The sequence below is a fragment of the Sphingobium sp. AP50 genome (assembly GCF_900109095.1).
GTDB lineage: Bacteria > Pseudomonadota > Alphaproteobacteria > Sphingomonadales > Sphingomonadaceae > Sphingobium.
Genome location: NZ_FNYZ01000006.1, coordinates 138,721 through 162,935 on the forward strand (window position 1 = coordinate 138,721; position 24,215 = coordinate 162,935).

General features: G+C 62.8%; 19 protein-coding genes. 7 read left to right on the forward strand and 12 right to left on the reverse strand.

Translation table 11 applies throughout. The annotated features are described in order from the left end of the window. Window positions 1-6: 6 nt before the first annotated feature. Entirely contained in the window at window positions 7-1,596 is a 1,590-nt protein-coding gene (locus BMY84_RS12555) for an MFS transporter (RefSeq protein WP_093084269.1), read from the reverse strand. Between the two features lie 184 nt (window positions 1,597-1,780). On the opposite strand from BMY84_RS12555, the gene BMY84_RS12560 reads away from it, so the two are divergent. Then, on the forward strand, window positions 1,781-2,812 hold the full coding sequence (locus tag BMY84_RS12560; protein WP_218146949.1) for a M28 family peptidase: 1,032 nt from the start codon (window positions 1,781-1,783) through the stop codon (window positions 2,810-2,812). 2 nt (window positions 2,813-2,814) lie between these two features. Here the strand turns inward: BMY84_RS12560 and BMY84_RS12565 are convergent, their stop codons facing one another. The 7 genes from BMY84_RS12565 to BMY84_RS12595 form a co-directional block, all read right to left on the reverse strand. Then, window positions 2,815-3,186, reverse strand: coding sequence for a tRNA-binding protein (locus BMY84_RS12565; protein ID WP_093084271.1), 372 nt, complete (start codon window positions 3,184-3,186; stop codon window positions 2,815-2,817). A 116-nt stretch (window positions 3,187-3,302) separates the two neighbouring features. Then, window positions 3,303-5,303 (reverse strand): acetyl-CoA carboxylase biotin carboxylase subunit, encoded by a 2,001-nt coding sequence (locus BMY84_RS12570; RefSeq protein ID WP_093084272.1) that lies wholly within the window; start codon window positions 5,301-5,303, stop codon window positions 3,303-3,305. A gap of 253 nt (window positions 5,304-5,556) precedes the next feature. Further along, window positions 5,557-6,570, reverse strand: coding sequence for a biotin synthase BioB (gene bioB / locus BMY84_RS12575; RefSeq protein ID WP_093084274.1), 1,014 nt, complete (start codon window positions 6,568-6,570; stop codon window positions 5,557-5,559). Continuing rightward, window positions 6,571-8,724: a methylmalonyl-CoA mutase gene (gene scpA / locus BMY84_RS12580; protein WP_093084275.1), complete on the reverse strand. Its 2,154-nt coding sequence runs from the start codon at window positions 8,722-8,724 to the stop codon at window positions 6,571-6,573. A 166-nt stretch (window positions 8,725-8,890) separates the two neighbouring features. Next, a complete protein-coding gene (gene mce / locus BMY84_RS12585; protein ID WP_093084277.1) occupies window positions 8,891-9,343 on the reverse strand; it encodes a methylmalonyl-CoA epimerase in 453 nt (150 codons plus the stop codon). Continuing rightward, window positions 9,340-9,585: a hypothetical protein gene (locus BMY84_RS29725; RefSeq protein WP_093084278.1), complete on the reverse strand. Its 246-nt coding sequence runs from the start codon at window positions 9,583-9,585 to the stop codon at window positions 9,340-9,342. Before BMY84_RS29725 ends, mce begins: the two co-directional genes overlap by 4 nt. After that, window positions 9,582-11,114, reverse strand: coding sequence for an acyl-CoA carboxylase subunit beta (locus BMY84_RS12595; RefSeq protein WP_093084280.1), 1,533 nt, complete (start codon window positions 11,112-11,114; stop codon window positions 9,582-9,584). The genes BMY84_RS29725 and BMY84_RS12595 overlap by 4 nt, the downstream gene beginning before the upstream one ends. A 186-nt stretch (window positions 11,115-11,300) precedes the next feature. On the opposite strand from BMY84_RS12595, the gene BMY84_RS12600 reads away from it, so the two are divergent. Then, a complete protein-coding gene (locus tag BMY84_RS12600; protein WP_093084281.1) occupies window positions 11,301-12,716 on the forward strand; it encodes a helix-turn-helix domain-containing protein in 1,416 nt (471 codons plus the stop codon). 268 nt (window positions 12,717-12,984) lie between these two features. Then, window positions 12,985-15,441: a TonB-dependent receptor gene (locus tag BMY84_RS12605; protein ID WP_177203997.1), complete on the forward strand. Its 2,457-nt coding sequence runs from the start codon at window positions 12,985-12,987 to the stop codon at window positions 15,439-15,441. Window positions 15,442-15,485: 44 nt separating this feature from the next. On the opposite strand, the gene BMY84_RS12610 is transcribed toward BMY84_RS12605, so the two are convergent. Next, window positions 15,486-16,457, reverse strand: coding sequence for a nucleoside hydrolase (locus BMY84_RS12610; protein ID WP_177203998.1), 972 nt, complete (start codon window positions 16,455-16,457; stop codon window positions 15,486-15,488). Window positions 16,458-16,598: 141 nt separating this feature from the next. Next, entirely contained in the window at window positions 16,599-17,495 is an 897-nt protein-coding gene (locus tag BMY84_RS12615; RefSeq protein ID WP_093084286.1) for a LysR family transcriptional regulator, read from the reverse strand. 107 nt (window positions 17,496-17,602) lie between these two features. On the opposite strand from BMY84_RS12615, the gene BMY84_RS12620 reads away from it, so the two are divergent. Together BMY84_RS12620 and BMY84_RS12625 are read left to right on the forward strand one after the other, a co-directional pair. Beyond that, a complete protein-coding gene (locus tag BMY84_RS12620) occupies window positions 17,603-18,382 on the forward strand; it encodes an SDR family NAD(P)-dependent oxidoreductase (protein WP_093084287.1) in 780 nt (259 codons plus the stop codon). Between the two features lie 186 nt (window positions 18,383-18,568). After that, complete coding sequence (locus BMY84_RS12625) at window positions 18,569-19,279, forward strand: 2OG-Fe dioxygenase family protein (protein WP_093084401.1); 711 nt, start codon at window positions 18,569-18,571, stop codon at window positions 19,277-19,279. Window positions 19,280-19,366: 87 nt separating this feature from the next. On the opposite strand, the gene gor is transcribed toward BMY84_RS12625, so the two are convergent. Continuing rightward, on the reverse strand, window positions 19,367-20,713 hold the full coding sequence (gene gor / locus BMY84_RS12630; protein ID WP_093084289.1) for a glutathione-disulfide reductase: 1,347 nt from the start codon (window positions 20,711-20,713) through the stop codon (window positions 19,367-19,369). 202 nt (window positions 20,714-20,915) lie between these two features. Beyond that, window positions 20,916-22,433 carry a glucose-6-phosphate isomerase gene (pgi, locus tag BMY84_RS12635; RefSeq protein WP_093084290.1) on the reverse strand — a complete coding sequence of 506 codons (1,518 nt, stop codon included), beginning with the start codon at window positions 22,431-22,433 and terminating at the stop codon, window positions 20,916-20,918. 176 nt (window positions 22,434-22,609) lie between these two features. On the opposite strand from pgi, the gene lepB reads away from it, so the two are divergent. Together lepB and rnc are read left to right on the forward strand one after the other, a co-directional pair. Continuing rightward, on the forward strand, window positions 22,610-23,434 hold the full coding sequence (lepB, locus tag BMY84_RS12640) for a signal peptidase I (RefSeq protein WP_093084292.1): 825 nt from the start codon (window positions 22,610-22,612) through the stop codon (window positions 23,432-23,434). After that, window positions 23,431-24,114, forward strand: a complete 684-nt coding sequence (gene rnc / locus BMY84_RS12645; protein WP_093084293.1) for a ribonuclease III — start codon at window positions 23,431-23,433, stop codon at window positions 24,112-24,114. The genes lepB and rnc overlap by 4 nt, the downstream gene beginning before the upstream one ends. The last annotated feature ends 101 nt before the right edge of the window (window positions 24,115-24,215 follow it).

Consider the following 24,215-nt stretch of genomic DNA (forward strand, 5'->3'; position numbering starts at 1 on the left):
GGCGGCTCAGGCGTCGAGGGGGCGATCCTTCGTTTCGGGCAATCCGATCAGGCAGGTGACCAGCGCCAGCGCCACGACCGCCAGCGTGTACCACAGGCCCGCATAGGGATCGCCAGTCCGCGCCACGATATATTGGCTGACCAGCGGCAGGAACCCGCCGAAATAGCCGGTGCCGATATGATAGGGGATGGACAGCGAACTATAGCGGATGCGGGCCGGGAAATATTCCGACAATAGCGCTGCCACCGGCCCATAGGTCGCGCCGGAGAGCGTCCAGAGCAGCAGCAGCGCGCCGAACAGGGCCAGCGCGCGGGGCCAGTCCGGCGTCACCGTGCCGAAATCATAGCCCCCCGCCGTCAGCGCCGCGTCCAGCCCCTTCGAACTGAGATCGCCGACCGCCGTGCCGCCGATCGTCACCGCCGGGGCAGCGCCCTGTTGCTTGTCATAGGGGATGCCGCGCTTGGAAAAATGATCGAGCAGCTTACCGCAGGCGGTGGGCTGCACCTTCGCAAAGGGATCGAAGCGGCAGTCGGGGCCGCTCACCACCACGGGCGCGCGGGCGGCGGCTGTTTCCAGCGCCGGGTTCGCCGTGCGCCCCATGAATTGATAGAGCGGCAGCGCCAGTAGCAGCACCAGCGCATAGCCGATCAGGATCGGCTTGCGGCGCCCGATCCGGTCCGACAGCCAGCCGAAAAAGATGAAGCTCGCCACGCCGAAAAAGGCGCTGCCGCCCACCAGCAACTGCGCCAGCCCCGGCGCGACATGCAGGCCGCTTTGCAGGAAATAGAGCGCCTGAAACATCACCGTATAGGCGATGACGGTGAAGCCCGCCGCAATGCCGATCATGGCGACGAACATCCGCTTCTTGTTGCCCGGCGCGGTGAAGGCTTCCTTCAGCGGGTTCTTCGCCTGTGCGCCCGCCTTTTTCATCGCCAGAAACACCGGGCTTTCGCGCAGCATCAGCCGCATCCACAATGATATGCCCAGCAACGCCAGCGACAGGATGAAGGGGATGCGCCATCCCCATGCATCCCACACCGCCTTGCCCACGATCGCCTGCGTGCCGACAACCACGATGAGCGACAGGATGAAGCCACCTATCACCCCGGCCTGAATGAAGCTGGTGTAGAAGCCGCGCTTTCCGGGCGGCGCATGTTCCGCGACATAGATGGCCGCTCCGCCATATTCGCCGCCCAGCGCCAGTCCCTGCGCGATCCGCAGCGCGATCAGGATAACCGGCGCCGCCACGCCGATGCTGGCGGCGGAAGGGGTTAGGCCGACGCCCGCCGTTGCCAACCCCATCAGGATGATCGTGGCGAGGAAGGTATATTTGCGCCCCAGCCGGTCGCCCAGATAGCCGAACAGCATCGCCCCGATCGGCCGGAAGGCAAAGCCGATCGCGAAACCGGCCAGCGTGTAAAGCAATTCGACGGTCGGATTGTCGGTCGGGAAGAAGGTGCGCCCGATGATCGGCGCCAGCACGCCATAGATATAAAAATCATACCATTCGAACACAGTGCCCAGCGCCGACGCGGTGATGACCAACCGGTCCCGCCGCGCGTCCATGACATAATTTGTCCCCACCGACTCCGGCATCCATCCCCCTTAACTTCGCATATTTCCCGTGAGTTTTGGCATTTTAGAACAGAAGTTGGAAATGATCTTTCCTATTCCCGCCTTGCCAATTGCAGGACGATCCTATCACCCCGGTCCGCCAATAGGACAGGTGCGGAAACGGCAAAGCCGCGCTATTGTCGCGGCAAGGATTGGGGGAGGCAGCATGGAAAGCGAGCGGAGCGGCTGGAACGGGCATTGGCAACGCATCCTGTTTCTGGCCGGAATAGCTTTGTTGTTCTCCGCGCCCTTATGGCTCCTGCTCTGGATGACCGCCGTGCCGGGGCGATCCTATCAGGGGCCGTTGCCACGGATCACGCAGCAGCAGAGGGAGACGGCCGCACGGCTGAAGGCCGATGTCGCCATCATCGCGCGCAAGCCGCACAACAGCGTCCATCTGCGCGAGATGGAGAGTGTCGCCCGCCATATCGAGACGCAGCTTCGGCAGGTGGGCTATGTGCCGCGTCGTCAGCCCATTGCCGCCGTGCCCGGCGCCTTCAACATAGGGACAAGTCTGGAGCCGACCGATCCGGCCGCGCCGACGCTGGTGATCGGCGCCCATTATGACAGCTATGGCACGACGCCCGGCGCCAATGACAATGGATCGGGCACGGCGGCCACGCTGGAACTGGCGCGCAAACTGGCACCGCTGCGTGGACGGGCGAAGTTGCGGCTGCGCTTCGCCTTCTTTGCCAATGAAGAGCCGCCCTATTTCCAGACAGAGCATATGGGCAGTCTGGTCTATGCCAGGGCGCTGGCGGCGCGTGGCGAAAAGATGATCGGCATGCTGTCTCTGGAGACGCTGGGTTTCTACAGCGATGGGAAGGGCAGCCAGCATTATCCCTTTCCCCTGTCGCTGCTCTATCCCGACACCGGCAATTTCGTCGCCTTCGTGGGCATGACGTCTTCCCGTAGCTTCGTTCGATCGACGGTCGGCGCGTTTCGCCGTGAAGTCGCCTTCCCCAGCGTCGGCGGCAGCGCACCCGCCTTCGTGCAGGGGATCGACTGGTCGGATCATTGGGCGTTCGCGCAGATTGGCGTGCCGGCGCTGATGATTACCGACACCGCCCCTTTCCGCTACCGTTACTATCATAGCGAAGCCGATACGCCTGACCGGATCGACTATGATCGGCTGGCGCGGGTGGTGAGCGGGATGGAGCGGGTCGTGCGAGACTGGACGCTGGACGGGGCGCTATAGGCTCAGAACAGGCGCGATCCGTTCGGCACTGCCCGGTCCGGCGCGAACAGCATGACCGCGCCGTTCGCATCGGCGAAGCCCAGTGTCAGCACTTGCGACATGAATTTGCCGATCTGGCGCGGGGGGAAATTGACCACGGCGGCGACCTGTCGGCCGGGCAGGTCCGCCAGTGCGTGGTTCTCGGTGATCTGGGCGCTGGATGTCTTCCGGCCGATCGCCGGGCCGAAATCGATCAGCAGCTTGTAGGCGGGCTTGCGTGCCTCTGGATAGGGTTCCGCCGAGACGATCGTGCCGACGCGGATGTCGACCTTCAGGAAATCGTCGAAGCTGATCGGGTCGGCGGCGGGGGCGCTGGGGTCGTGGGTCAGGTGCATGACATATTCACACCATAACCGTCATCCCGGCGAAAGCCGGGATCCCGCTTTTCTTTTGCAACGGTCGCAAAGAAGCGGGATCTCGGATCAAGTCCGGGATGACAAAGGCTGATATCTTAGGCCAGTTCCAGGATCACCGCGTCCACCGGCAGGCTTTCGCCTTGTGCTGCCGACACGCTCTTGACCGTGCCTGCCTTGCCGGCGCGCAGGATATTTTCCATCTTCATCGCCTCGATCACGGCGAGCGGCTGGCCGATTTCGACCTTGTCGCCTTCCTTGACGTTGAGCGCGACCAGCAGGCCGGGCATCGGGCAGATCAGGAAGCGCGACAGATCGGGCGGGATCTTTTCAATCATGTGGGCGGCATAGGGCGCGGCGTGCGCGGGCAGAATGCGCAGCTTGTGGCTCGCCCCATGCGCTGTCAGCACGAAGCCCGACCGGACCGGCGTAATCCGCACCGCCAGTTGCTCCTCGCCAAATTCCGCCTCGATCAGGCGATCGCCGGGCGTATATTCCAGCGCCATGTCGAGGCTCTCGCCATCGACAGTCACTTCGTCGCCATCGATCACGACATCATGGATCGCGTCCCCGATCTTCACCTGCCAGCCGGTCGGCGGCGACAGGCGGCGGCCCAGTTGTCCGTCGATCCGGCGGGCGCGGTCGGCCTGCGCCATCGCGGCGAAGGCGCCGATCGCCGACAGGCGCTGGAGCAGTTGCGGCGACGCGGGCGCACCATGGAAGCCCTCGGGATATTCCTCGGCGATGAAGCCGGTGGTGATGTTGCCGGAGCGGAAGCGCTCATGCTGCATCAGCGCGGACACGAAATCGATATTATGGCCCGGCCCTTCGATCTCGAACTTGTCGAGCGCCTCGATCTGCTTGTCGATCGCCTCCAGACGGGTCGGCGCCCAGGTGATCAGCTTGGCGATCATCGGATCGTAGAAGATCGACACCTCGCCGCCTTCCTGCACGCCGTCATCCACGCGGATCAGCGCGCCGGTCTCATCCGTGCCGGTTTCGGGCGGGTTGTAGCGGATCAGGCGACCTGTCGACGGCAGGAAGCCGCGATAGGGGTCTTCGGCATAGACGCGGTTTTCGATCGACCAGCCGTTGATCTTCACGTCCGCCTGACCGAAGCTCAGCGCCTCGCCATTGGCGACGCGGATCATCTGTTCGACCAGGTCGACGCCGGTAATCTCTTCGGTGACGGGATGTTCCACCTGAAGGCGGGTGTTCATTTCGAGGAAGTAGAAGCCGTCGCCGGTCTTGTCCTCGCCGCTGACGATCAGTTCGACCGTACCGGCGCTGAAATAGCCGACCGCGCGGGCGAGCGCGACGCACTGCTCGCCCATCTTCCTGCGCATTTCGGGGCTGACGAACGGCGACGGCGCTTCCTCGACCACCTTCTGATGGCGGCGCTGGATCGAACATTCGCGTTCGTTGAGGTAGACGATATTGCCATGCTGGTCGCCCAGCACCTGAATTTCGATATGGCGCGGGCTTTCGATGAACTTCTCGATGAACACGCGATCGTCGCCGAAGCTGTTCAGCCCCTCGCGCTTGGTCGCTTCGAAGCCTTCGCGGACATCCTGTTCGGAGTAGGCGAGGCGCATGCCCTTGCCGCCGCCGCCGGCCGATGCCTTCATCATGACCGGATAGCCGATCTCGTTGGAAATCTTTACGGCATGTTCGGTGTCCTCGATCACGCCGACGAAGCCGGGAACGACGTTGACGCCCGCTTCCAGCGCCAGTTTCTTGGATTCGATCTTGTCGCCCATCGCCGCGATGGCATTGGCGGGCGGGCCGACGAAGATGATGCCCTCAGCATCGAGCGCCTTGCGGAAGCTCTCGCGCTCGGACAGGAAGCCATAGCCCGGATGCACGGCGTCGGCGCCGGTGGCCTTGCAGGCTTCGATGATCTTGTCCGCAATCAGATAGGACTGGGCGGCAGGCGACGGGCCGATATGCACGGCCTCGTCCGCCATCAGCACATGCGGCGCGCGCGCGTCGGCATCGGAATAGACCGCGACGGTCTTGATGCCCATCTTCTTCGCGGTCCGCATAACCCGGCACGCAATTTCGCCACGGTTCGCGATCAGGATCTTGGTGATTGCCATATTATTCCCTGTCCCAGTCCTACATTAACCGTTCGCCCTGAGTAGGGCCTGAGCGAAGTCGAAGACCCGTATCGAAGGGTCGGCGCTTAGCTCGATCCTTCGATACGCCACTTCGACAAGCTCAGTGGCTACTCAGGACGAACGGAGTGATTTCAATCGCCGTGCATGAACATGCCCAAATCGACCATCATCCAAAAAACCGCTGCCAGAACTGCGATGGCGACCGCCAAGCACCCCAAAAAGCGGATCATCCTTATTCAGCCGCCTCCATAGCAACCTTCACCTCAGCCTGCATCGGCACGAAGCCAAGCTTCGCGAACAACGCGGCATCCGCATTGTCGCCCGCGTTCGCCGTGGTCAGCAGCTTGTCGCCGGTAAAGATGCTGTTCGCCCCCGCCATAAAGCAAAGCGCCTGGCAGCTATCCGACATGCTCTCGCGGCCCGCAGACAGGCGCACCATGCTCTCCGGCATCACGATCCGCGCGACCGCAACCGTGCGCACAAACTCGATCTCATCGATCTTGGCGAGCGGGGTGTCGGCCAGCATATTGCCCAGCACCGTGCCCTTGACCGGCACCAGCGCGTTGATCGGCACGCTTTGCGGATGGACCGGCAGCACGGCCAGCGCGTGCAGGAAGCCGACGCGATCCTCGCGCGCCTCACCCATGCCCACGATCCCGCCGCTGCACACATTGATGCCCGAATTGCGGACATTTTCCAGCGTCACCAGACGATCGTCAAAGGTCCGGGTGGTGATGACCTTCTCATAATGTTCGGGCGAAGTGTCGATATTATGGTTGTAATAATCGAGGCCGGCTTCCGCGAGCATATCGGCCTGGCTTTCGCTCAGCATCCCCAGCGTCATGCAGGTTTCCATGCCCATCTGGCGCACGCCCTTCACCATCTCGACGATGGCGGGCATGTCGCGTTCCTTGGGGTTGCGCCAGGCTGCACCCATGCAGAAACGCGAAGACCCTGCGTCCTTCGCCTGCGCCGCCGCCTGCATCACCGCCTGCACGCTCATCAGCTTCTCGGCCTTCAGGCCGCTTTCCGCCGATGCCGACTGGTTGCAGTAACCGCAATCCTCCGGGCAACCGCCGGTCTTGATCGACAGCAAGGTGGACAGTTGCACTTCATTACGCGGGAAGTTCGCGCGGTGGATCGACTGCGCCTCAAACATCAGGTCGTTGAACGGCAGGTCGAACAGCGCGGCGATTTCCTCGCGCGTCCAGTCGTTGCGGGCGGTCAGGGTGCAGGGGGTATTCATCTACGCAGCTTCCTCTAGCCCCGCCGGGGGCATGTTGTGGCCGAGCAGGCGCAGCACATCGGCGGCGCACTCCACGACATTGGAACCCGGCCCATAAATGCCCTGAACCCCTGCGTCACGAAGATAGTCATAATCCTGCGGCGGGATGACCCCGCCGGCGATCACCTTGATGTCGCTACGGCCGTGGTCGCGCAGCCGGTTGATCAGTTCCGGGATCAGCGTCTTGTGCCCGGCGGCGAGCGACGACGCGCCGACCACATCGACCCCGGTATCGAGCGCCAGCAACACCGTTTCCTCCGGCGTCTGGAACAGCGGGCCGGACACCACGTCGAACCCCATGTCGCCAAAGGCGGATGCGATGATGTTGGCGCCCCGGTCGTGTCCATCCTGGCCCATCTTCGCAACAAGAAGCTTGGGTTTACGACCGAGGCGCCGTTCGACGGCCTGCACGCCGTCGAGAACCTGTTGCCAGCGGCTGTCCCCTGCATAGGGGGCGGCATAGACGCCCTTCACGGGCGTCGGCTGGGTGCCATAGCGGTTGAAGCTGTCCTCCATGGCGGCGGAGATTTCGCCCAGCGTGGCGCGGGCGCGGGCGGCTTCGACCGCATGGGCGAGGAGATTGTTCTCGATCGATTGCGGACCGGCGGCGGCGTCACGCAGCGATTGCAGCGCGGCCTGGCACTTGTCCTCGTCACGCTCGGCCTTCACCCGGTTGATGCGGGCGATCTGGCCTTCGCGGACCTTGGCATTGTCGACTTCCAGCGTTTCCAGAAGGTCTTCATTGGCGAGGCGATATTTGTTCACCCCCACGATCACGTCGTCGCCGCGATCGACGCGGGCCTGACGGGCGGCGGCAGCGGTTTCGATCATCGCCTTGGGCCAGCCAGCGCCAACCGCCTTCGCCATGCCGCCTTCGGCTTCCACGCGGTCGATGATCTCCTGCGCGGCGTCGACCAGTTGCTGGGTCAGCGCCTCGACATAGTAGCTGCCGCCCAGCGGATCGACGACATTGCACATGCCCGTCTCTTCCTGAATGACGATCTGCGTATTGCGGGCGATGCGGGCGGAAAAGTCCGTCGGCAGGGCGATCGCCTCGTCCAGCGCGTTGGTGTGGAGCGACTGGGTGCCGCCCAGCATCGCCGCCATCGCCTCGATCGTGGTGCGCATGACATTGTTATAGGGGTCTTGCTCGGTCAGCGACACGCCGCTGGTCTGGCAATGGGTGCGCAGCATCTTGCTGCGCTCATCCTGCGCCCCCAGCTTGGTCATGACGCGATGCCACAGCACGCGCGCGGCGCGCAGCTTGGCGATCTCCATGAAGAAATTCATGCCGATCGCGAAGAAGAAGCTCAGCCGCCCGGCAAACTTGTCGATGTCGAGGCCGCTCGCCACGCCATAGCGCACATATTCCGCGCCGTCGGCGATGGTGAAGGCCAGTTCCTGCACCTGCGTCGCGCCGGCTTCCTGCATGTGATAGCCGGAAATGGAGATGCTGTTGAACTTGGGCATTTCCCGCGACGTATAGCCGAAAATGTCGCTGATGATCCGCATCGAGGGTTCGGGCGGGTAGATATAGGTGTTGCGGACCATGAACTCCTTGAGAATGTCGTTCTGGATGGTCCCGTCGAGCAGCTTGCGCTCGACCCCCTGCTCCTCGCCCGCGACGATGAAGAAGGCCAGGATCGGGATAACCGCGCCGTTCATGGTCATCGACACGCTCATCTTGTCGAGCGGGATGCCATCGAACAGGATCTTCATATCCTCGATCGTGTCGATCGCCACGCCGGCCTTGCCGACATCGCCGGTCACGCGGGGATGATCGCTGTCATAGCCGCGATGGGTGGCGAGATCGAACGCGACGGACAGCCCCTTCTGCCCGGCGGCGAGGTTGCGGCGATAGAAGGCGTTGGATTCCTCGGCGGTGGAGAAGCCCGCATATTGGCGGATGGTCCAGGGGCGGCCCGCATACATGGAAGCGCGCACGCCGCGCGTGAATGGCGCGAAGCCGGGCAGGCCGGGATCGACGGTCACATCCTCGGCGGTGTAGAGCGGCTTCACCACGATACCTTCGGGGGTATCCCAGTTCAGATCCTTGCCCTTCACTTCCTTGGCGGCAGCGGCGGCCCACTGGTCCAGCGTCGGCTTCTCGGTCATTCGTTCCTACCCTTCACTCCTCTCCCGGAGGCGGGAGAGGATATGCAGGCTTAGCAGCTTGCTGCTTAGCCGGAGTTGGAGTGGGCTGTTCCGTGCCCACCCCGCTGCGACCAGGCGGCAGAGCCGCCAAGTCTCGCCACCCCTCCCGCTTGCAGGAGGGGGGATGTCAGTGCGCGCCGTCCTTCGGCGTCTCCATAATCTCGGTCAGCACCCCGTTCATATCCCTGGGATGCACGAAGAAGATCGGCGTGCCATGGGCGCCGATGCGCGGTTCACCCAGTATCTTCTTGCCCAGCCCCTCGAACCACGCCTTCGCCTCGTGAATATCGGCCACTTCATAGCACATATGATGCTGCCCCCCGGCCGGGTTCTTGGCGATGAAGCCGTGGATCGGGCTGTTCTCGCCCAGCGGCTCGATCAATTCGATCTGCGTGCCCACAGTTGGTCCATTCGGGCCATTCTCACCCGGCGTATCGACGAAACACACCTTCACCCCCTGCTCGGGCAGATCGAACGGCTCGTGCATCAGGGTGGCGCCCATGATGTCGCGATAATAAGCAAGGCTCGCCTCCAGCGAAGGCGTGGCGATGCCGATATGGTTGAGACGGCCGAGTTTCATTTCAACATTCCCAAACTTGCAATGAATATAAGGCCGGCAAAAACAGCCCCGAATATCAGTTGCACCACGACAACATTGAAGGCGCGTGGCGATATGCTTCGATCTGCGCCGTCATCAAAGAGATGGCTTCTGGCGACACCGGTTCGAAATGCGCTGACAAGCAGCCACAACGCACTGGCAAAGCCTACACCGACAATGCTCAGCCAAATGAAAATCAGCGTGTTTGCGGACTCCTGGTTCACAGCGGAATATTGTCATGCTTCTTCCACGGGTTCTCCAGCGCCTTGTTGCGCAGCTTGCGCAGGCCCAGCGCGATACGCCGCCGCGTCGAATGCGGCTGGATCACCTCGTCGATGAAGCCCTTGCTTGCTGCCACGAAGGGGTTGGCGAAGCGGTCTTCATATTCCTTGGTCTTCTGTGCAATCTCTTCGGGCGTCTTGCCGCGGAAGATGATCTCGACCGCGCCCTTGGCGCCCATCACCGCGATTTCGGCCGTCGGCCAGGCATAGTTCAAGTCGCCCCGCAGATGCTTGGAACTCATCACGTCATAGGCGCCACCATAGGCCTTGCGGGTGATGACGGTGATCTTCGGCACGGTCGCTTCGGCATAGGCGAACAGCAGCTTGGCGCCATGTTTGATGATGCCGCTATGTTCCTGCGCGGTGCCCGGCAGGAAGCCCGGCACGTCGACGAAGGTGACGATCGGGATTTCGAATGCATCGCAGAAGCGGACGAACCGCCCGGCCTTCTTGGATGAATTGATGTCCAGCACGCCCGCCAGCACCATAGGCTGGTTGGCGATGATGCCCACGGTCTTGCCCTCAATCCGGCCGAAGCCGCACAGGATATTGCCCGCATGGGCGGGCTGCACTTCGAAGAAGTCGCCCTCGTCCACCACCTTGCGAATGACTTCGTGCATGTCATAGGGCTGGTTGGCGTTGGCCGGGATGACCGTGTCGAGACTCTCCTCGATCCGGTCCCACGGGTCCGCGCTCGGCCGTTCCGGCACCGGCTCCTTGTTGGACGCAGGCAGGAAGTCGACGAAATCGCGCACCGCCAGCAGCGCCTCGATATCATTGTCGAACGCGACGTCCGCCACGCCGGACTTGGTCGTGTGCGTCACCGCGCCGCCCAGTTCCTCCTGCGTGACGACTTCGTTCGTCACCGTCTTGACCACGTCCGGCCCGGTCACGAACATGAAACTGCTGTCCTTCACCATGAAGATGAAGTCGGTCATCGCCGGCGAATAGACCGCGCCGCCCGCGCACGGCCCCATGATGACGCTGATCTGCGGCACCACGCCCGACGCCAGCACATTGCGCTGGAAAATCTCGGCATAGCCGCCCAGCGAGGCCACGCCTTCCTGAATGCGCGCGCCGCCGCTGTCGTTGAGGCCGATCACGGGCGCGCCGACCTTCAGCGCCATGTCCATGATCTTGCAGATTTTCATCGCGTGCCGTTCCGACACCGCGCCGCCATAGACGGTGAAATCCTGCGAGAAGACGAACACCAGCCGACCATTGATCGTGCCCGATCCGGTGACGACGCCGTCGCCCGGAATATGCTGCTCATCCATGCCGAAATCGATGCAATTATGCTCGACATACATGTCCAGCTCTTCAAAGCTGTCCTCGTCCAGCAGAACCTCCAGCCGCTCGCGTGCGGTCAGCTTGCCCTTGGCATGCTGGGCGTCGATGCGGCGCTGACCGCCGCCCATCCGCGCGGCCTCCCGCTTGGCTTCCAGCTGTTCGATGATGGCGAGCTTCGACATGTAAGGCTTCTCTCCGGTTCAGGCGAACGGTTGTTATGCCCTTCCCCTACCCAGCCTCAGGCAAAGTTCGCAAATGTAAATTTGCTAATTTGCAAATCGCGACTTCGCAATTAAGGTCCGCCTTTGCTGCATCATCACACTTTTAGCGAAGTGATGGGGGCATAGGGAAAGACTGGGTAGACAGATATGGCACGCGGCAACCGCATCTTCGCAGGTCCTCGCCTGCGCCAGCTTCGACTGGACCATCGGATGGACCAGGCGACGATGGCGCAGGCACTGGGCATATCCGTATCCTATCTTTCCCAGATGGAAAATGACGATCGCCCCCTGACTGCCAAGGTCAAGGCGGCGCTCGCCAGCGCCTTCCCCACCGACTGGGCCAGTTTCGACAGCCGGGAGGAGGAGCAACTCCTCGGCGCCTTCACCTATGCGCTGGGCCATCCCGAACTGCCCGGCACCCAGATGGAGCCGGAACGGATCGAGAAACTGCACCTGCAATTTCCCGAATTCGCGGCGCGCTATGTGGACCTGTACAACGCTCATATGCGTGCCAATGAACGGATCAACATGATCGAGGAGGCGATCGCCAACGATCATGAGGTGCAGGCCCGTCTGCCTTGGGAGGCTGCGCGCGACTGGTTCCACGAAAGCGGCAATTATGTCCACGCGCTCGATTGCCTGGCGGAGGAGATGGCGGAAAGCTTCACCCAGGGGCAGGTGCTGGACGAAGGGATGCTGGTCGAAGCACTCGCCCGCCGTCACGGCATCGAAACGCTGATCGCCGATACGCCTGACAGCGCGCTGCGGGCCTATCGCGCGGCCGAACGCAAGCTGTTCATCAATGCGGCTCTGCCGACCGAAAGCCGCAAGTTCATGCTCGCGCACCAGTTGATGATGCTGGAGGGGCAGGCGGTGATTGCCGACGTGGTGAAGAAGGCGGCCCTCCCCGTCCAGGGCGCGGACCGGCTGCTGATGATCGGCCTTGGCAATTATGCCGCCGGCGCGCTGCTGCTACCCTATGCCGCCTTTCGGGAAGCGGCGCGGGCGATGCGCCATGATATCGACCGGCTTGCCCGCACCTTCGGCGTCAGTTTCGAACAGGCCTGCCACCGGTTGTCGACGCTCCAGCGGCCGGGCCTGCGCGGCATCCCCTTCTTCTTTTGCCGGGTCGACATGGCCGGCAACATCACCAAACGGCACAGCGCCACCCGCCTGCAATTCGCCCGCTTTGGCGGCGCCTGCCCACTGTGGAATGTGCATGAGGCGGTGGCCGTGCCGGACCGGATCAATGTGCAGCTTGGCGAGACGCCGGACGGGGTGCGCTATGTTTCCATGGCCAAGGGGCTGGTGAAGCCATCGGGCAGCTACAAGCGGACCCCGCGCCGTTATGCGGTGGTACTGGGGTGCGAAACCGCCCATGCCGCCAATTTCGTCTATGCCGATGGCCTGCATCTGGCGGAGGAAGGTGCGGCCACGCCGATCGGCATCACCTGCCGCCTGTGCCCGCGCCAAAGTTGCGACCAGCGCGCCTTCCCGCCAGCCGACCGACCGATCCATGTCGATCCGGACAATCGCCAGATCGTACCCTATTGGATTGGATAAGCATTATAAATTTGGCTAATTTTTCATTTTTATTATTACTAATTGACTTATTCATCCTGAATTATTTCTAGTTATATTTTTATTATACTTCATTTGAAATGAAGTGAAATGTCTCGACATAACATTTCACTTTAATTTCGCGTGATTTTTAACAAAAATGTCATGCCCAGACCGCAGTTGCGTCGCCGCGGCTGTCACCGACAGCGCAGCGCCGCAAGACAACAGAACAGGCGCGTCGCAGGCACACTGGAAAAGGGAATTCGGGTCAATGAAGAGATTTTTGATGTGCAGCGCCGCCATGGCGGCGGTGGCTGCGCCGTCGATGGCGTTCGCCCAGTCGACCGGCTCACAGGATTTCGAGGACAGCATCGTCGTCACCGGCGCACGCACCGACCAGAGCGTCGGCGGCGTGAAGATCCCGGAGACACCGAAGGCAAAGGTGACGCTGGATCAGGAAATCATCGCCCGCCAGCGCCCCGGTCAGGCGATCAACGAAACGCTGAACCTGGTGCCGGGCGTCAGCTTCTCCAACCAAGACCCCTGGGGGTCGCTGGGCGGCAGCTTTACTGTGCGCGGCTTCAGCGCGGATCGCGTGTCGCAGACGATCGACGGCATTCCGCTGAATGATTCCGGCAATTACGCGCTCTACACCAACCAGCAGCTTGACCCGGAGATCATCGAATCCGCGACAGTCAGCCTGGGGTCGACCGATGTCGACAGCCCGACCGCGTCGGCCGCCGGCGGCACGATCAACATCCGCTCGCTGACCCCGTCGGACGAGATGGGCGCGATGATCAGCGCCAGCTATGGAAACATCGTCGCGCGCGGCAATGATGACGACCGCGCCTATCACCGCATCTTCGGCATGTTCCAGACCGGCGTCTTCACGCCCTTCGGCACCAAGGCCTGGTTCTCTGCCTCCAACGCGACCAACAAATCGACCTACACCAATTATGGCGGCGTCGATAAGCAGCAATATAATGGGAAGATCTATCAGCCGATCGGCAGCAGCGGCGACTTCATCTCGATCGCGGGCCATTACAATGAGAACCGCAATACGTTCAACGGCTCGACCTACACCACCGCGACCTTCCCCGGCACGACCGACAGCCGTTTCTACGACACCGCCACCTGTTCGGTGGATACGGCCGAAGCAGGCGTTACCGACTATGCCAATAGCTGCGGCTCCGCGTTCGAGCGCCGCTACAACCCGTCCAACACGGGCAATGTCCGCCTGAATTCGCGCTTCACGCTGGCGAGCGGCCTGACCCTGACGGTGGATCCCAGCTTCCAATATACCAAGGCCAATGGCGGCGGCACATCCTATGCCTATGAAGGCTCCAGCGCGGACGGCAATACGGGCGGCTCTTACACGAAGGACAGCCGCAACACCGCATCCAGCAGCACGACCCAATATTATTATGTCGGCGGCGTGGACCTGAATGGCGATGGCGATACGCAGGATTTCGTCCGCGTCCTTTCCCCAAGCCAGACGGTGACGAAGCGCTATGGTGTGATCGCCAACCTTTCCTATGAGGTCGATCCCAACAACCGCCTGCGCTTGTCCTATACCTATGACCGCGCGCGCCATCGCCAGACCGGCGAGGCGGGCTATCTGACACTGGACGGCAGCCCGGTCGACGTCTTCCCGTCCAACAACCCGATCGTCGATGCCGACGGCAATGTCGTGCAGAAGCGCAACCGCCTGTCCTATGCCACGCTGAACCAGATTTCGGGCGAGTATCGTGGCGCCTATCTGGACGATCAGGTCATCCTGTTGCTGGGCGCGCGCATGCCCTTCTTCAGCCGCGACCTGAACCAATATTGCGTGACCACCGATGCGTCGGGCAACGTCAACTGCCCCGCCACGCAGGCTGGGGTCGACACATTGCTGGCGTCGAACAGCGCCTATGCCGCGCCGCAATCGCGCAAGTTCGACTATAACAAGCTGCTGCCCAATCTTGGCGTCACCTACAAGCTGAATGGCAAGGCCAGCGTCTTCACCAGCTATGCCAAGAACCTGTCGGTGCCGGGTACCGATGCCCTTTATGGCGCGATCTACTTCGATGAAGGCTCCAGCTCGGGCAATCCCAAGCCAGAAACATCAGATGCCTTTGATCTGGGCTTCCGCTATCAGTCGGGCATCATTCAGGCGCAGCTTTCGACCTGGTACACCCGCTACAACAACCGTCTGGCCAGCGCCTATGACGCCGATTGCGATTGCACCGTCACCCGCAATCTGGGCCGGGTCGACAAATATGGCGTCGACGGCAGCTTTGCGGTGCGCCCGGTCAAGGATCTGATGGTCTATGTCTTCGGCTCTTACCTCAAGTCGAAGATCAAGGACGATATCCAGACCAGTGCGACCGCCTATGCCGCGACCGCCGGCAAGCGGGAGGCCGGCGCCCCGGTCTATACGCTGGGCAGCCGCATTCAGGGCACGCTCGGCCCTGTCGACCTTGGTCTTCAAATCAAACGGACCGGCGAACGCTATATCAACGACATCAACACGGTGAAGCTGCCCGGCTATACGCTGGTCGATCTGGATGCCCGCTTCTCGCTGGAGCAATGGGGCCTCAAGAAGACCTTCTTCCAGTTGAATGTCAGCAACCTGTTTGACAAGGTCTATATCGGCTATGCCGGCACGGGCCTGACCAGCACCGCCACCACCGCCTATCTCGGCTCGCCCCGCGCGATCAGCGGGTCGATGGTGGTCGCTTTCTGACCGGATGAAGGGGCGCCCTGCTGACGGGGCGCCCCTTCATCCCGTTACCCCGCCGCCGCGTGTATCCGCATCAGCGACAGGAAATCCTCGAAGGTCAGGCGAGCGTCCAGCATTTCATAGACGCGGATCATGCGCCCGTTGCCTACGGGATCGCCATAGCTGCCATCCGGCTTGATGCGCAGCGCCGGGCGGTCAACATATTGGCTGCTTTCGCCGGAAATGGCGCTCAGCAAGACCGTCGGGCTGTCGCCCAGCGGCCAGCTTCCGCCGACATCGACAAATTCGGGCGGCGTGGTGAATTTGTCATAGAGCCAGGCGCCAAAGTCCGAGATCGGCCGCATCCGATCCTGCAATTCCGCCACGGAAAACTGCATCTGCCGATAGGCGTTCTGCGGTATCTGCCAGATCGGGATCGCGGATTGCTCGATCACGATCCGCGCTGCCGCCAGATCGGCCGAGAGATTATATTCCCAGCCGCCCTGCGGATAGCGCCCGCCGCCGATCCAGATCAGCGTCATCCGCCCGGCAATTTCCGGCTTCAGACGGATCGCCGCCGCGACATTGGTCAGCGGGCCGCCGCAGGTGATGTAGAGCGGCAGTTTGTCGTTGCGCATCGCCTCCGCCACGATCGCCCTCGCCGCCGGGCTGGCTTCGGGGGCATCCAGATTGAGATGCTCGGACCCGGCCTCCACCGGTGGGGCAGCGACAATCTTCGCGCGGCGGATCAGGTCCAATGCGATATCCTTGCCGATCGCGGCCGAGCGGTCCGCCGGTACGTTGCCGACCAGTTTGCGATCCAGCGCCGAGGAGGTGCACAGAACCGTGCGCGTCTTGGGGGTTAGCAATTGATGCGCCAGCGCCACCAGGCCGTCGGGATCGCCGGAAAAGTCATTATCCACGATGACACGGGCGGAAGCGCGCTGCGGTATGGTGCGGAAGGGGGCGGCCCATGCCGGGCCGGACAGCAAAGCCGCCGATCCGCCCAACGCTTTCCCGAACTGGCGGCGCGTCAACATGCCACTCCCCTCCATAATAGAATAACTGTTCTGATATAACCGGATTTGACGATCAGACAATGGCGTCATGCCCACAGGAGTCCATGCGGTAAAATAAGATTATCATGCCCTGCCATAGCCCCTCACTATGGAAGGCCCACATCACCCTTCTATGACCATCGCCTCATCCAGGAAGTCGAGAAAGGCCCGCACCCGTGCCGCCGCCCGGTCTTCCGCTGCATAGAGGGCGTGGATATCCTCCCCATCCCCGGCATTATAGTCCGCCAATATCTCGACCAGCCGCCCTTCGCGCAGGTCGCTGGCCACATGGAAGCGGCCGTGCCGGGCTATGCCGCCGCCCGCGATCGCCATGCGCCGCACCACTTCGCCCGAATTGCCGAAGAAGCGCCCCTGCACCGGTCGCTGGACCGGCTTGCCGTTGATCCGGAAGGGCCAGCTATCCACCGACCGGCGGAAGCTGAAGCGCAGGCAATCATGCGTGGCCAGATCGTCAGGCGTCACCGGCGTCCCGCGTCGCGCCAGATAGCCGGGGCTGGCCACCAGGACCATGCGGCTATGCCCCAGCTTCTTTGCGCGCAGTCGCGTGTCGCGCAGCGGGCCGATGCGGATGGCGATGTCCGCCCGCTCCTCCACCAGATCGACGATCGCGTCGGTCAGGGTCAGGTCCACGACGATCGCGGGATGAAGTTCGGAGAAACGCGGCAGGATCGGGATCAGGCATTCGATCCCGAAGGAGGGCGAGGCGTTGATCCGCAGCAGCCCGCGCGGCCCCTGCCCGCTGTCGCTCAGGCTGTTTTCCACCTCGGCCATGTCGCTCAATATCGCCACCATCCGGTCGCGATAGGCCACCCCCTCCCGCGTCAGCGCCAGCGATCGCGTCGTCCGCCGGATCAGCGACACGCTAAGCCGCTGTTCCAGCCGGGCGATCGAGCGACTGACGGCCGAAGGGGTGAGCCGCAGGGATTTGGCCGCGGCCGCGAAACTGCCCTCGCTGGAGACCATCAGGAAATTTTCGACATCGGCGAAATGGTTATTCATGCGCTGGATTCACTTCTGAAGTGATGATGTTCCATCTAATCATCAATCAGCAAAAATCTATCTACTGTCTCATTCGCTGTATCAATCATGCTTGAGGGAGTAGCCCCATGGACCTGAAACTGACCAACAAGAGCGCCATCGTCACCGGATCGACCGCCGGCATCGGCCTTGCCATCGCCAAACGCCTTGCCGAAGAAGGCGTGGCCGTCACCATCACCGGCCGCAGCCAGGCCAAGCTGGACGCCGCCGCCGCCGAAATCGGCCTGCCGGTCAACGCCGTGCTCGCCGACCCCGCCACCGCGGAAGGCGCCGCCGCGCTGATCGCGGCCGTTCCCAGCACCGACATCCTCGTTAACAATCTGGGCATCTATGAGGCCAAGGACTTCGCCGACATCAGCGATGAAGACTGGCACCATCTGTTCGAGGTGAATGTGGTGAGCGGCGCGCGCCTGTCCCGCCATTATTTCCCCAGGATGCTGGAGCAGAATTGGGGGCGCGTGATCTTCATCGCCAGCGAAAGCGGCCTGCTGCCGCCTGCCGAGATGATCCATTATGGCATGACCAAATCGGCCCAGCTTTCCATCTCGCGTGGCCTGGCCGAACATACGCGCGGCACCGGCGTCACGGTCAACAGCGTGCTGCCCGGCCCGACCCGGTCGGAAGGCATTGTCGAGTTCATCCGCTCCGTCGTCGAGAACAAGGATGCGCCCGAAGCCGAGCGGGAAGCGGAATTCTTCACCAAACTGCGCCCGCTGTCGCTGATCAAGCGGCTGATCGAAGCGGATGAGGTTGGCGCGATGGTCGCCTATCTCGCCAGCCCGCTCGCCGCCGCGACCAACGGCGCCGCGCTGCGGGTGGAAGGCGGCATGGTGCCGACGATCGCGTAATTCACCCTACCGCCGTTCGCCCTGAGTAGCCATTGAGCTTGTCGAAATGGCGTATCGAAGGATCAGTGCTTCGATACGGGTCTTCGACTTTGCTCAGACCCTACTCAGCACGAACGGGGTCGTGACAATCCGCCTTGCGGAAACTGGCCCTGTCGCTCGTCTGTTGCCTCCACTAGAGGAATGAAGATGAGCGACACGGACAGCCTTTCCCCAATCGAAGACGCCCTGACAAAGGACGGCTATGCTCGCTTGTCCGGCGCGGCATTGTTCGATCAGCTTGGCATCGCCCCGCAGGACTGGGATCGTTTCGCCGCAAGCTGGAACGATCTTGGCCCCGATCTCTACATGGCCGATGGCGGGCGATATCGCCGCCGCCGCCATGCCGCCTTTGCTCTGGAAGCCGGGCATTATAGCCGCAAGCCGCACCAGCCCCATTATCAGAGCCGCGACTATAACCCGCTCAACGGCGACGTGCAGCGCTGGTTCGATCCGGTACAGCCGGAGACGGTGGACAGCCCCGTCCTGCAATCCATTTTCGCCTTCGCCGCCGAGAGTTTCGATCCAGCGCGCAAGGGCGACTGGCATGTCGAACTGCACCAGTTCCGGATCGAAGCGAAGCCGGGCGAGAATGGCCGTCCCACGCCCGAAGGCATGCACCGCGACGGCGTGGACCATGTGCTGGTGATGCTGGTGGAGCGCCGCAATGTGCGCGAAGGTGTCACCCGGATCGGCGCGCCGGACGGCACGGCGCTGGGCGAATTCACGCTTACTCAGGCCGGCGACACGATGCTGATCGACGATCACCGCATCCTCCACGGCGTGACGGAAATCCACGCGGTGGACCCTGCGCAACCGGCCTGGCGCGATGCGCTGGTAGTGACTTTCGCTGCCGTGTGAAACTGCTCCTGCGAAAGCAGGAGCCCAGGGTTTAACGCGAAGCGCCTGACCGCCCTGGGTTCCTGCTTTCGCAGGAACACCGTTGGCTTATTTCAGCAGTACCAGTTCCTCGGCCATGCTGGGGTGCAGCGCGACGGTGTCGTCGAAATCCTGCTTGGTCAGGCCCGCCTTCACCGCGATCGCGGCGGCTTGCAGGATTTCCGGCGCGTCCGGGCCGATCATGTGCAGGCCGACCACCTTGTTGGTCGTGGCGTCCACGATCATCTTGTAGAGCGCCCGTTCCTCACGCCCCGCCAGCACATTCTTCATCGGCCGGAAATCGGACGTGTAGACCTTCACCGTGCCATATTGGTTCTTAGCCTCCGCCTCTGTCAGGCCCACGCCCGCCAGCGGCGGATGGCTGAACACGGCGGAAGGGACGCAACTATAGTCGACCTTCCGCTTGTTATCGCCGAACACCGTGTCGGCAAAGGCATGGCCTTCGCGGATCGCCACCGGGGTCAGTTGCAGACGGTCGGTAACGTCGCCCACCGCATAGATGCTCTCGCATGTGGTCTGGCTATAATCGTCGACCTTGATCGCGCCCTTCTCGGTCAGGTCCACCCCGGCTGTCTCCAGCCCCAGCCCGCCGACATGTGGCTTGCGCCCGGTGGCAAACAGCACCACGTCCGCCGCGACCGGATCGCCATCCTTGAAATGGACGCACAGCGTGCCGTCGTCATTCTTCTCGATCCGCTCCATCTTCGCATTGAAGCGGAAATTGATCCCCTTCGTCATGCTGATCTGGAGGAGCCGGTCGCGAATCTGCGCATCATAGCCGCGCAGCAGGTCGCTGCCGCGATTGACCATCGTCACGTGGCTGCCGAACTGATGGAAGATGCCGGCAAATTCATTGGCGATATAGCCGCCGCCGACGATCACGATCCGCTTGGGGCATTCGTCCAGATGGAAGACTTCGTTGCTGGTGATGCCATGTTCGGCGCCCTCCACTTCCGGCACCACCGGCCAGGCGCCGGTCGCGACCAATATGACCTTGGCCGTCACCTCGCGCCCGCTCGCCAGCTTGATGCCATGCGGCCCGGTGATGGTCGCGCGCTCGCGGATCACCTCGACCTTGTGGCTGCTCAGCGTATTGCCATACAGCCCTTCCAGCCGGTCGACATCGGCCAGCACATTGTCGCGCAGCGTGGTCCATTCAAAGCCGCATTCCGGCACGTCCCAGCCGAAACGGCGGGCGTCCTTCAGATCCTCGGCGAAATGCGCACCATAGATGAGCAGCTTCTTGGGCACGCAGCCGCGAATGACGCAGGTGCCGCCGACCCGGAATTCCTCGGCCACGGCCACCTTCGCGCCATGCGCCGCCGCGACGCGGGAGGCGCGCACGCCGCCCGATCCGGCGCCAATGACGAAAAGGTCGAAATCAAACTCGCTCATGCATGGCCTCCGCTCGGCGCATCACGGGTTGGGCGACGCGCCATCAAACTTGGGGGCGGATATGGCGGCTGGGGCGCGGAGTTACAAATGGGAATCTTCTTGCTGGTAGACAAACCACCTCCGTTCGCTTCGAGCGAAGTCGAGAAGCGGGAAGCGCTGTGCCCGCGTTTCTCGACACGCTCGAAACGAACGGCTGTCGTGGTTACTCCCCGCCCAGCGCGAGGTCGATCAGCGCCATCGTCGACGGGTCGAAGCCGGTCGGCCCGTTGGCCTCGATCGACTTGGCGATTTCCTTGCCCAGTTCCACGCCGAACTGGTCGAACGGGTTGATGCCCATCAGCACCGCATTGGCGAAGGTGCGATGTTCGTAGAAGGCGATCAGTGCGCCCAGCGCTTCGGGCGTCACATCGTCCATCAGGATCGTGGTCGACGGCCGGTTGCCGGGATAGGCGCGCGCCGGATCGTCCGCATTCTCCTTGCCGCGCATCAGCGCCGCACCCTGTGCGAAGCAGTTGACCAGCAGCGCGCGATGATGCGCCGGGTCCAGCGCATGGCCTGGCTCGATCGAGGCGATGAACTCGACCGGCGAGACGATCGTGCCCTGATGCAGCAACTGAAACACGGCATGCTGCGCATCGGTGCCCACGCCGCCCCATGTGATCGGCGCGCTCGGTCCTTCGACCGGTTGCCCGTCGCGGGTCACGCTCTTGCCGTTGCTCTCCATCTCCAGTTGCTGGAGGTAGAAGGGCAGCAGCGCCAGCCGCTCGTCATAGGCAAACAGCGCGCGGGTCTGGAGGCCCAGCACGCGGGTATAATATTGGTCGACGAAGGCAGCGATCAGCGGGGCATTCTCGCTGGGGTCGGACAGGCGGAAATGACGGTCCATCGCCGCCGCGCCCTCCAGCAGGCTTTCGAATGCATCCCAGCCCAGCGCCAGCGCGGCGGGGAAACCGATCGACGACCAGAGCGAATAGCGGCCGCCCACCGACTCCGCGAAAGGCAGGATGCGGGTTTCATCGACACCCCATTCCATCGCCTTTTCCGGCGCGGCGGTCAGCGCGATCACCTTGCCATAGGGGTCTTCGACGCCGGCCTCGACCATCCAGTTGATCGCGCTCGCCGCGTTCAGCATGGTTTCGCTGGTGGTGAAGGTCTTGGAGGCGATGGCGATCAGCGTGGTGTGCGGATCGAACCCCTCGATCGCCCGCTCCAGCGCGGTGCCATCGACATTGGACACGATGCCCACATCATAGCGCACGCCGTCGCCATCCAGCGCATCGACGATCAGCTTGGGGCCAAGCGCCGACCCGCCGATGCCGATATGCAGGATATGGCGAACCTCACCCAGCGCGCCCGCCTCGATTGCGTCGATCAGCGCGCGCATGCGGTTGTGCAGCGCCTTCGCCATGGCGACGCTTTCCGCATTGCCCTCGCCCCGTTCGGCGGGATGCTCGGCCGCGCGGCCTTCACTGTTGTTGACCGCTTCACCCGCGAACAGCGCGTCGCGCCAGGCGGTGAAATCCTGTTCCTTGGCCAGCGCCTGAAAAGCGGCCAGCAGATCGTCGGTCAAATGGGTTTTCGACCAGTCGAACCGCAATCCTCCCTGCGTCAGCACCAGCTTGGACAAACGGTCGGGATCGGTCGTGAAAATGGACTTGAGTTCGGCTTGCGGCAGCGCGGCAATGGCCGCCAAGGAACCTGACAGTGCAGGGCTGGTCATGCAGTTGTCCTCTTATGATGTTGGTCGATATCGACGCTGCACCGGTCGATTCTGTCTCTGCTTAAACGGGTCCGGCGTGCAATGCACCATGTCGCGTGCTTGACGCGGCCTTTACGACGCCGCAAAAGCCGCGACGGCCCCTTTTCGGGCCAGAGCGAAGGAAAAGACGAACGTCCATGACTGCCAAATCCGAAACGCGGGATTTCCTCTGGTTTCTCGCCAAGCTGGGGCTGTTCGTCTTCATCCTGCGCAGCTTCATCATCTCGCCCTTCAACATCCCGTCGGAATCGATGCAGCCGCGCCTGCTGATCGGCGATTATCTGCTGGTCGCCAAATGGCCCTATGGCTATTCGCGCTATTCGCTGCCCTTCTCGGTCCCGCTGATCCCCGGCCGCATCCTGGCCTCCACGCCCCAGCGCGGCGACGTGGTCGTGTTCAAGGCGCCGCCAAACCAGAAGAACGACTATATCAAGCGCGTTATCGGCCTGCCCGGTGACATGATCGCGGTACGCGGCGGCACGGTCTATCTGAACGGTCAGGCCATCCCCAAGCAAAAGGTCGCCGACCTCGTTATCCCGGTGACGCCGAACATGGAGGACGCCGCTGCCAAGGAAGGCGCCGCTTCCCCCTGCTACCGCCCGGAATTCGAACAGGCCGCGCCCGGTGGCGGCAAGCAGTGCCGTTATCCGCAATTCCGCGAAACGCTGCCCGGTGGCAAGAGCTACAACGTCCTCGATCTGGTGCCCGATGGCGCGGCGGATGATCGCGATACGGTGCTGGTGCCCGAAGGCCATCTGTTCATGATGGGCGACAATCGCGATCGCAGCGCCGACAGCCGCTTCCCGGCGGTCGAAGGCGGCGGCATCGGTCTGGTCCCGGAAAAGAATCTGGTCGGCAAGGCGATGATCTCGATCTTTTCCACCGACGGCAGCGCCAACTGGCTGCTCCCCTGGACCTGGTTCACCGCCGCCCGCTGGAGCCGTATCGGGGAAGGCTTTTGAAAGTGAGTTCGCATGGGCCCGATACAGATAGCTGGCTGAAGGAACTGATCGGTCGCGCGCCCAAAAACCGGGCTGCGTTCGAACAGGCGTTGACTCATGGCAGCGCCAAGGCGGTCAATTATGAGCGGCTGGAATTTCTGGGCGACCGCATATTGGGCCTGCTGATCGGCGAATGGGTCTATGAGCGCTTTACCGAAGAGCCGGAGGGCAAGCTGTCGCGCCGCTATAATGCGCTGGTGTCGGGCGAAACCTGCGCCGAGATCGCGCGCGGGGCCGGCGTGCCCAAGCATCTGATCCTGGGCAAGCAGGCGCGCGACGATGGCGCGGCCGACAGTGACAATGTGCTGGGCGACGTGATGGAGGCGCTGATCGGCGCGCTCTATCTGGAGGCCGGGCTGGAGGAAGCGCGTGCGCTCGTCCGCCGCCTGTGGGGCAGCCGGGTCGACACCCAGACCAGCGCCCCGCGCCACCCCAAATCCTATCTTCAGGAATGGGCCGCCGCCAACAAGCGCAAGCCCCCCGAATATGTGATGACCGACCGGTCGGGACCGCAACATTCGCTGCGCTTCACCGTGACGGTGTCGATCAAGGGCGCGGGCGAAGCGAGCGCGACCGGCGCATCGAAGCAGGAAGCCGAAACGGCAGCCGCCAAGGCGCTGCTGGAGAAATTGGCGGGATAAGCGCAATCTGTGCTAAGCGAGTGCTCCTGCGAAAGCAGGAGCCCAGGGTCGTCGGACATGACCTGCATCCTGGGCTCCTGCTTTCGCAGGAGCACTGCCTA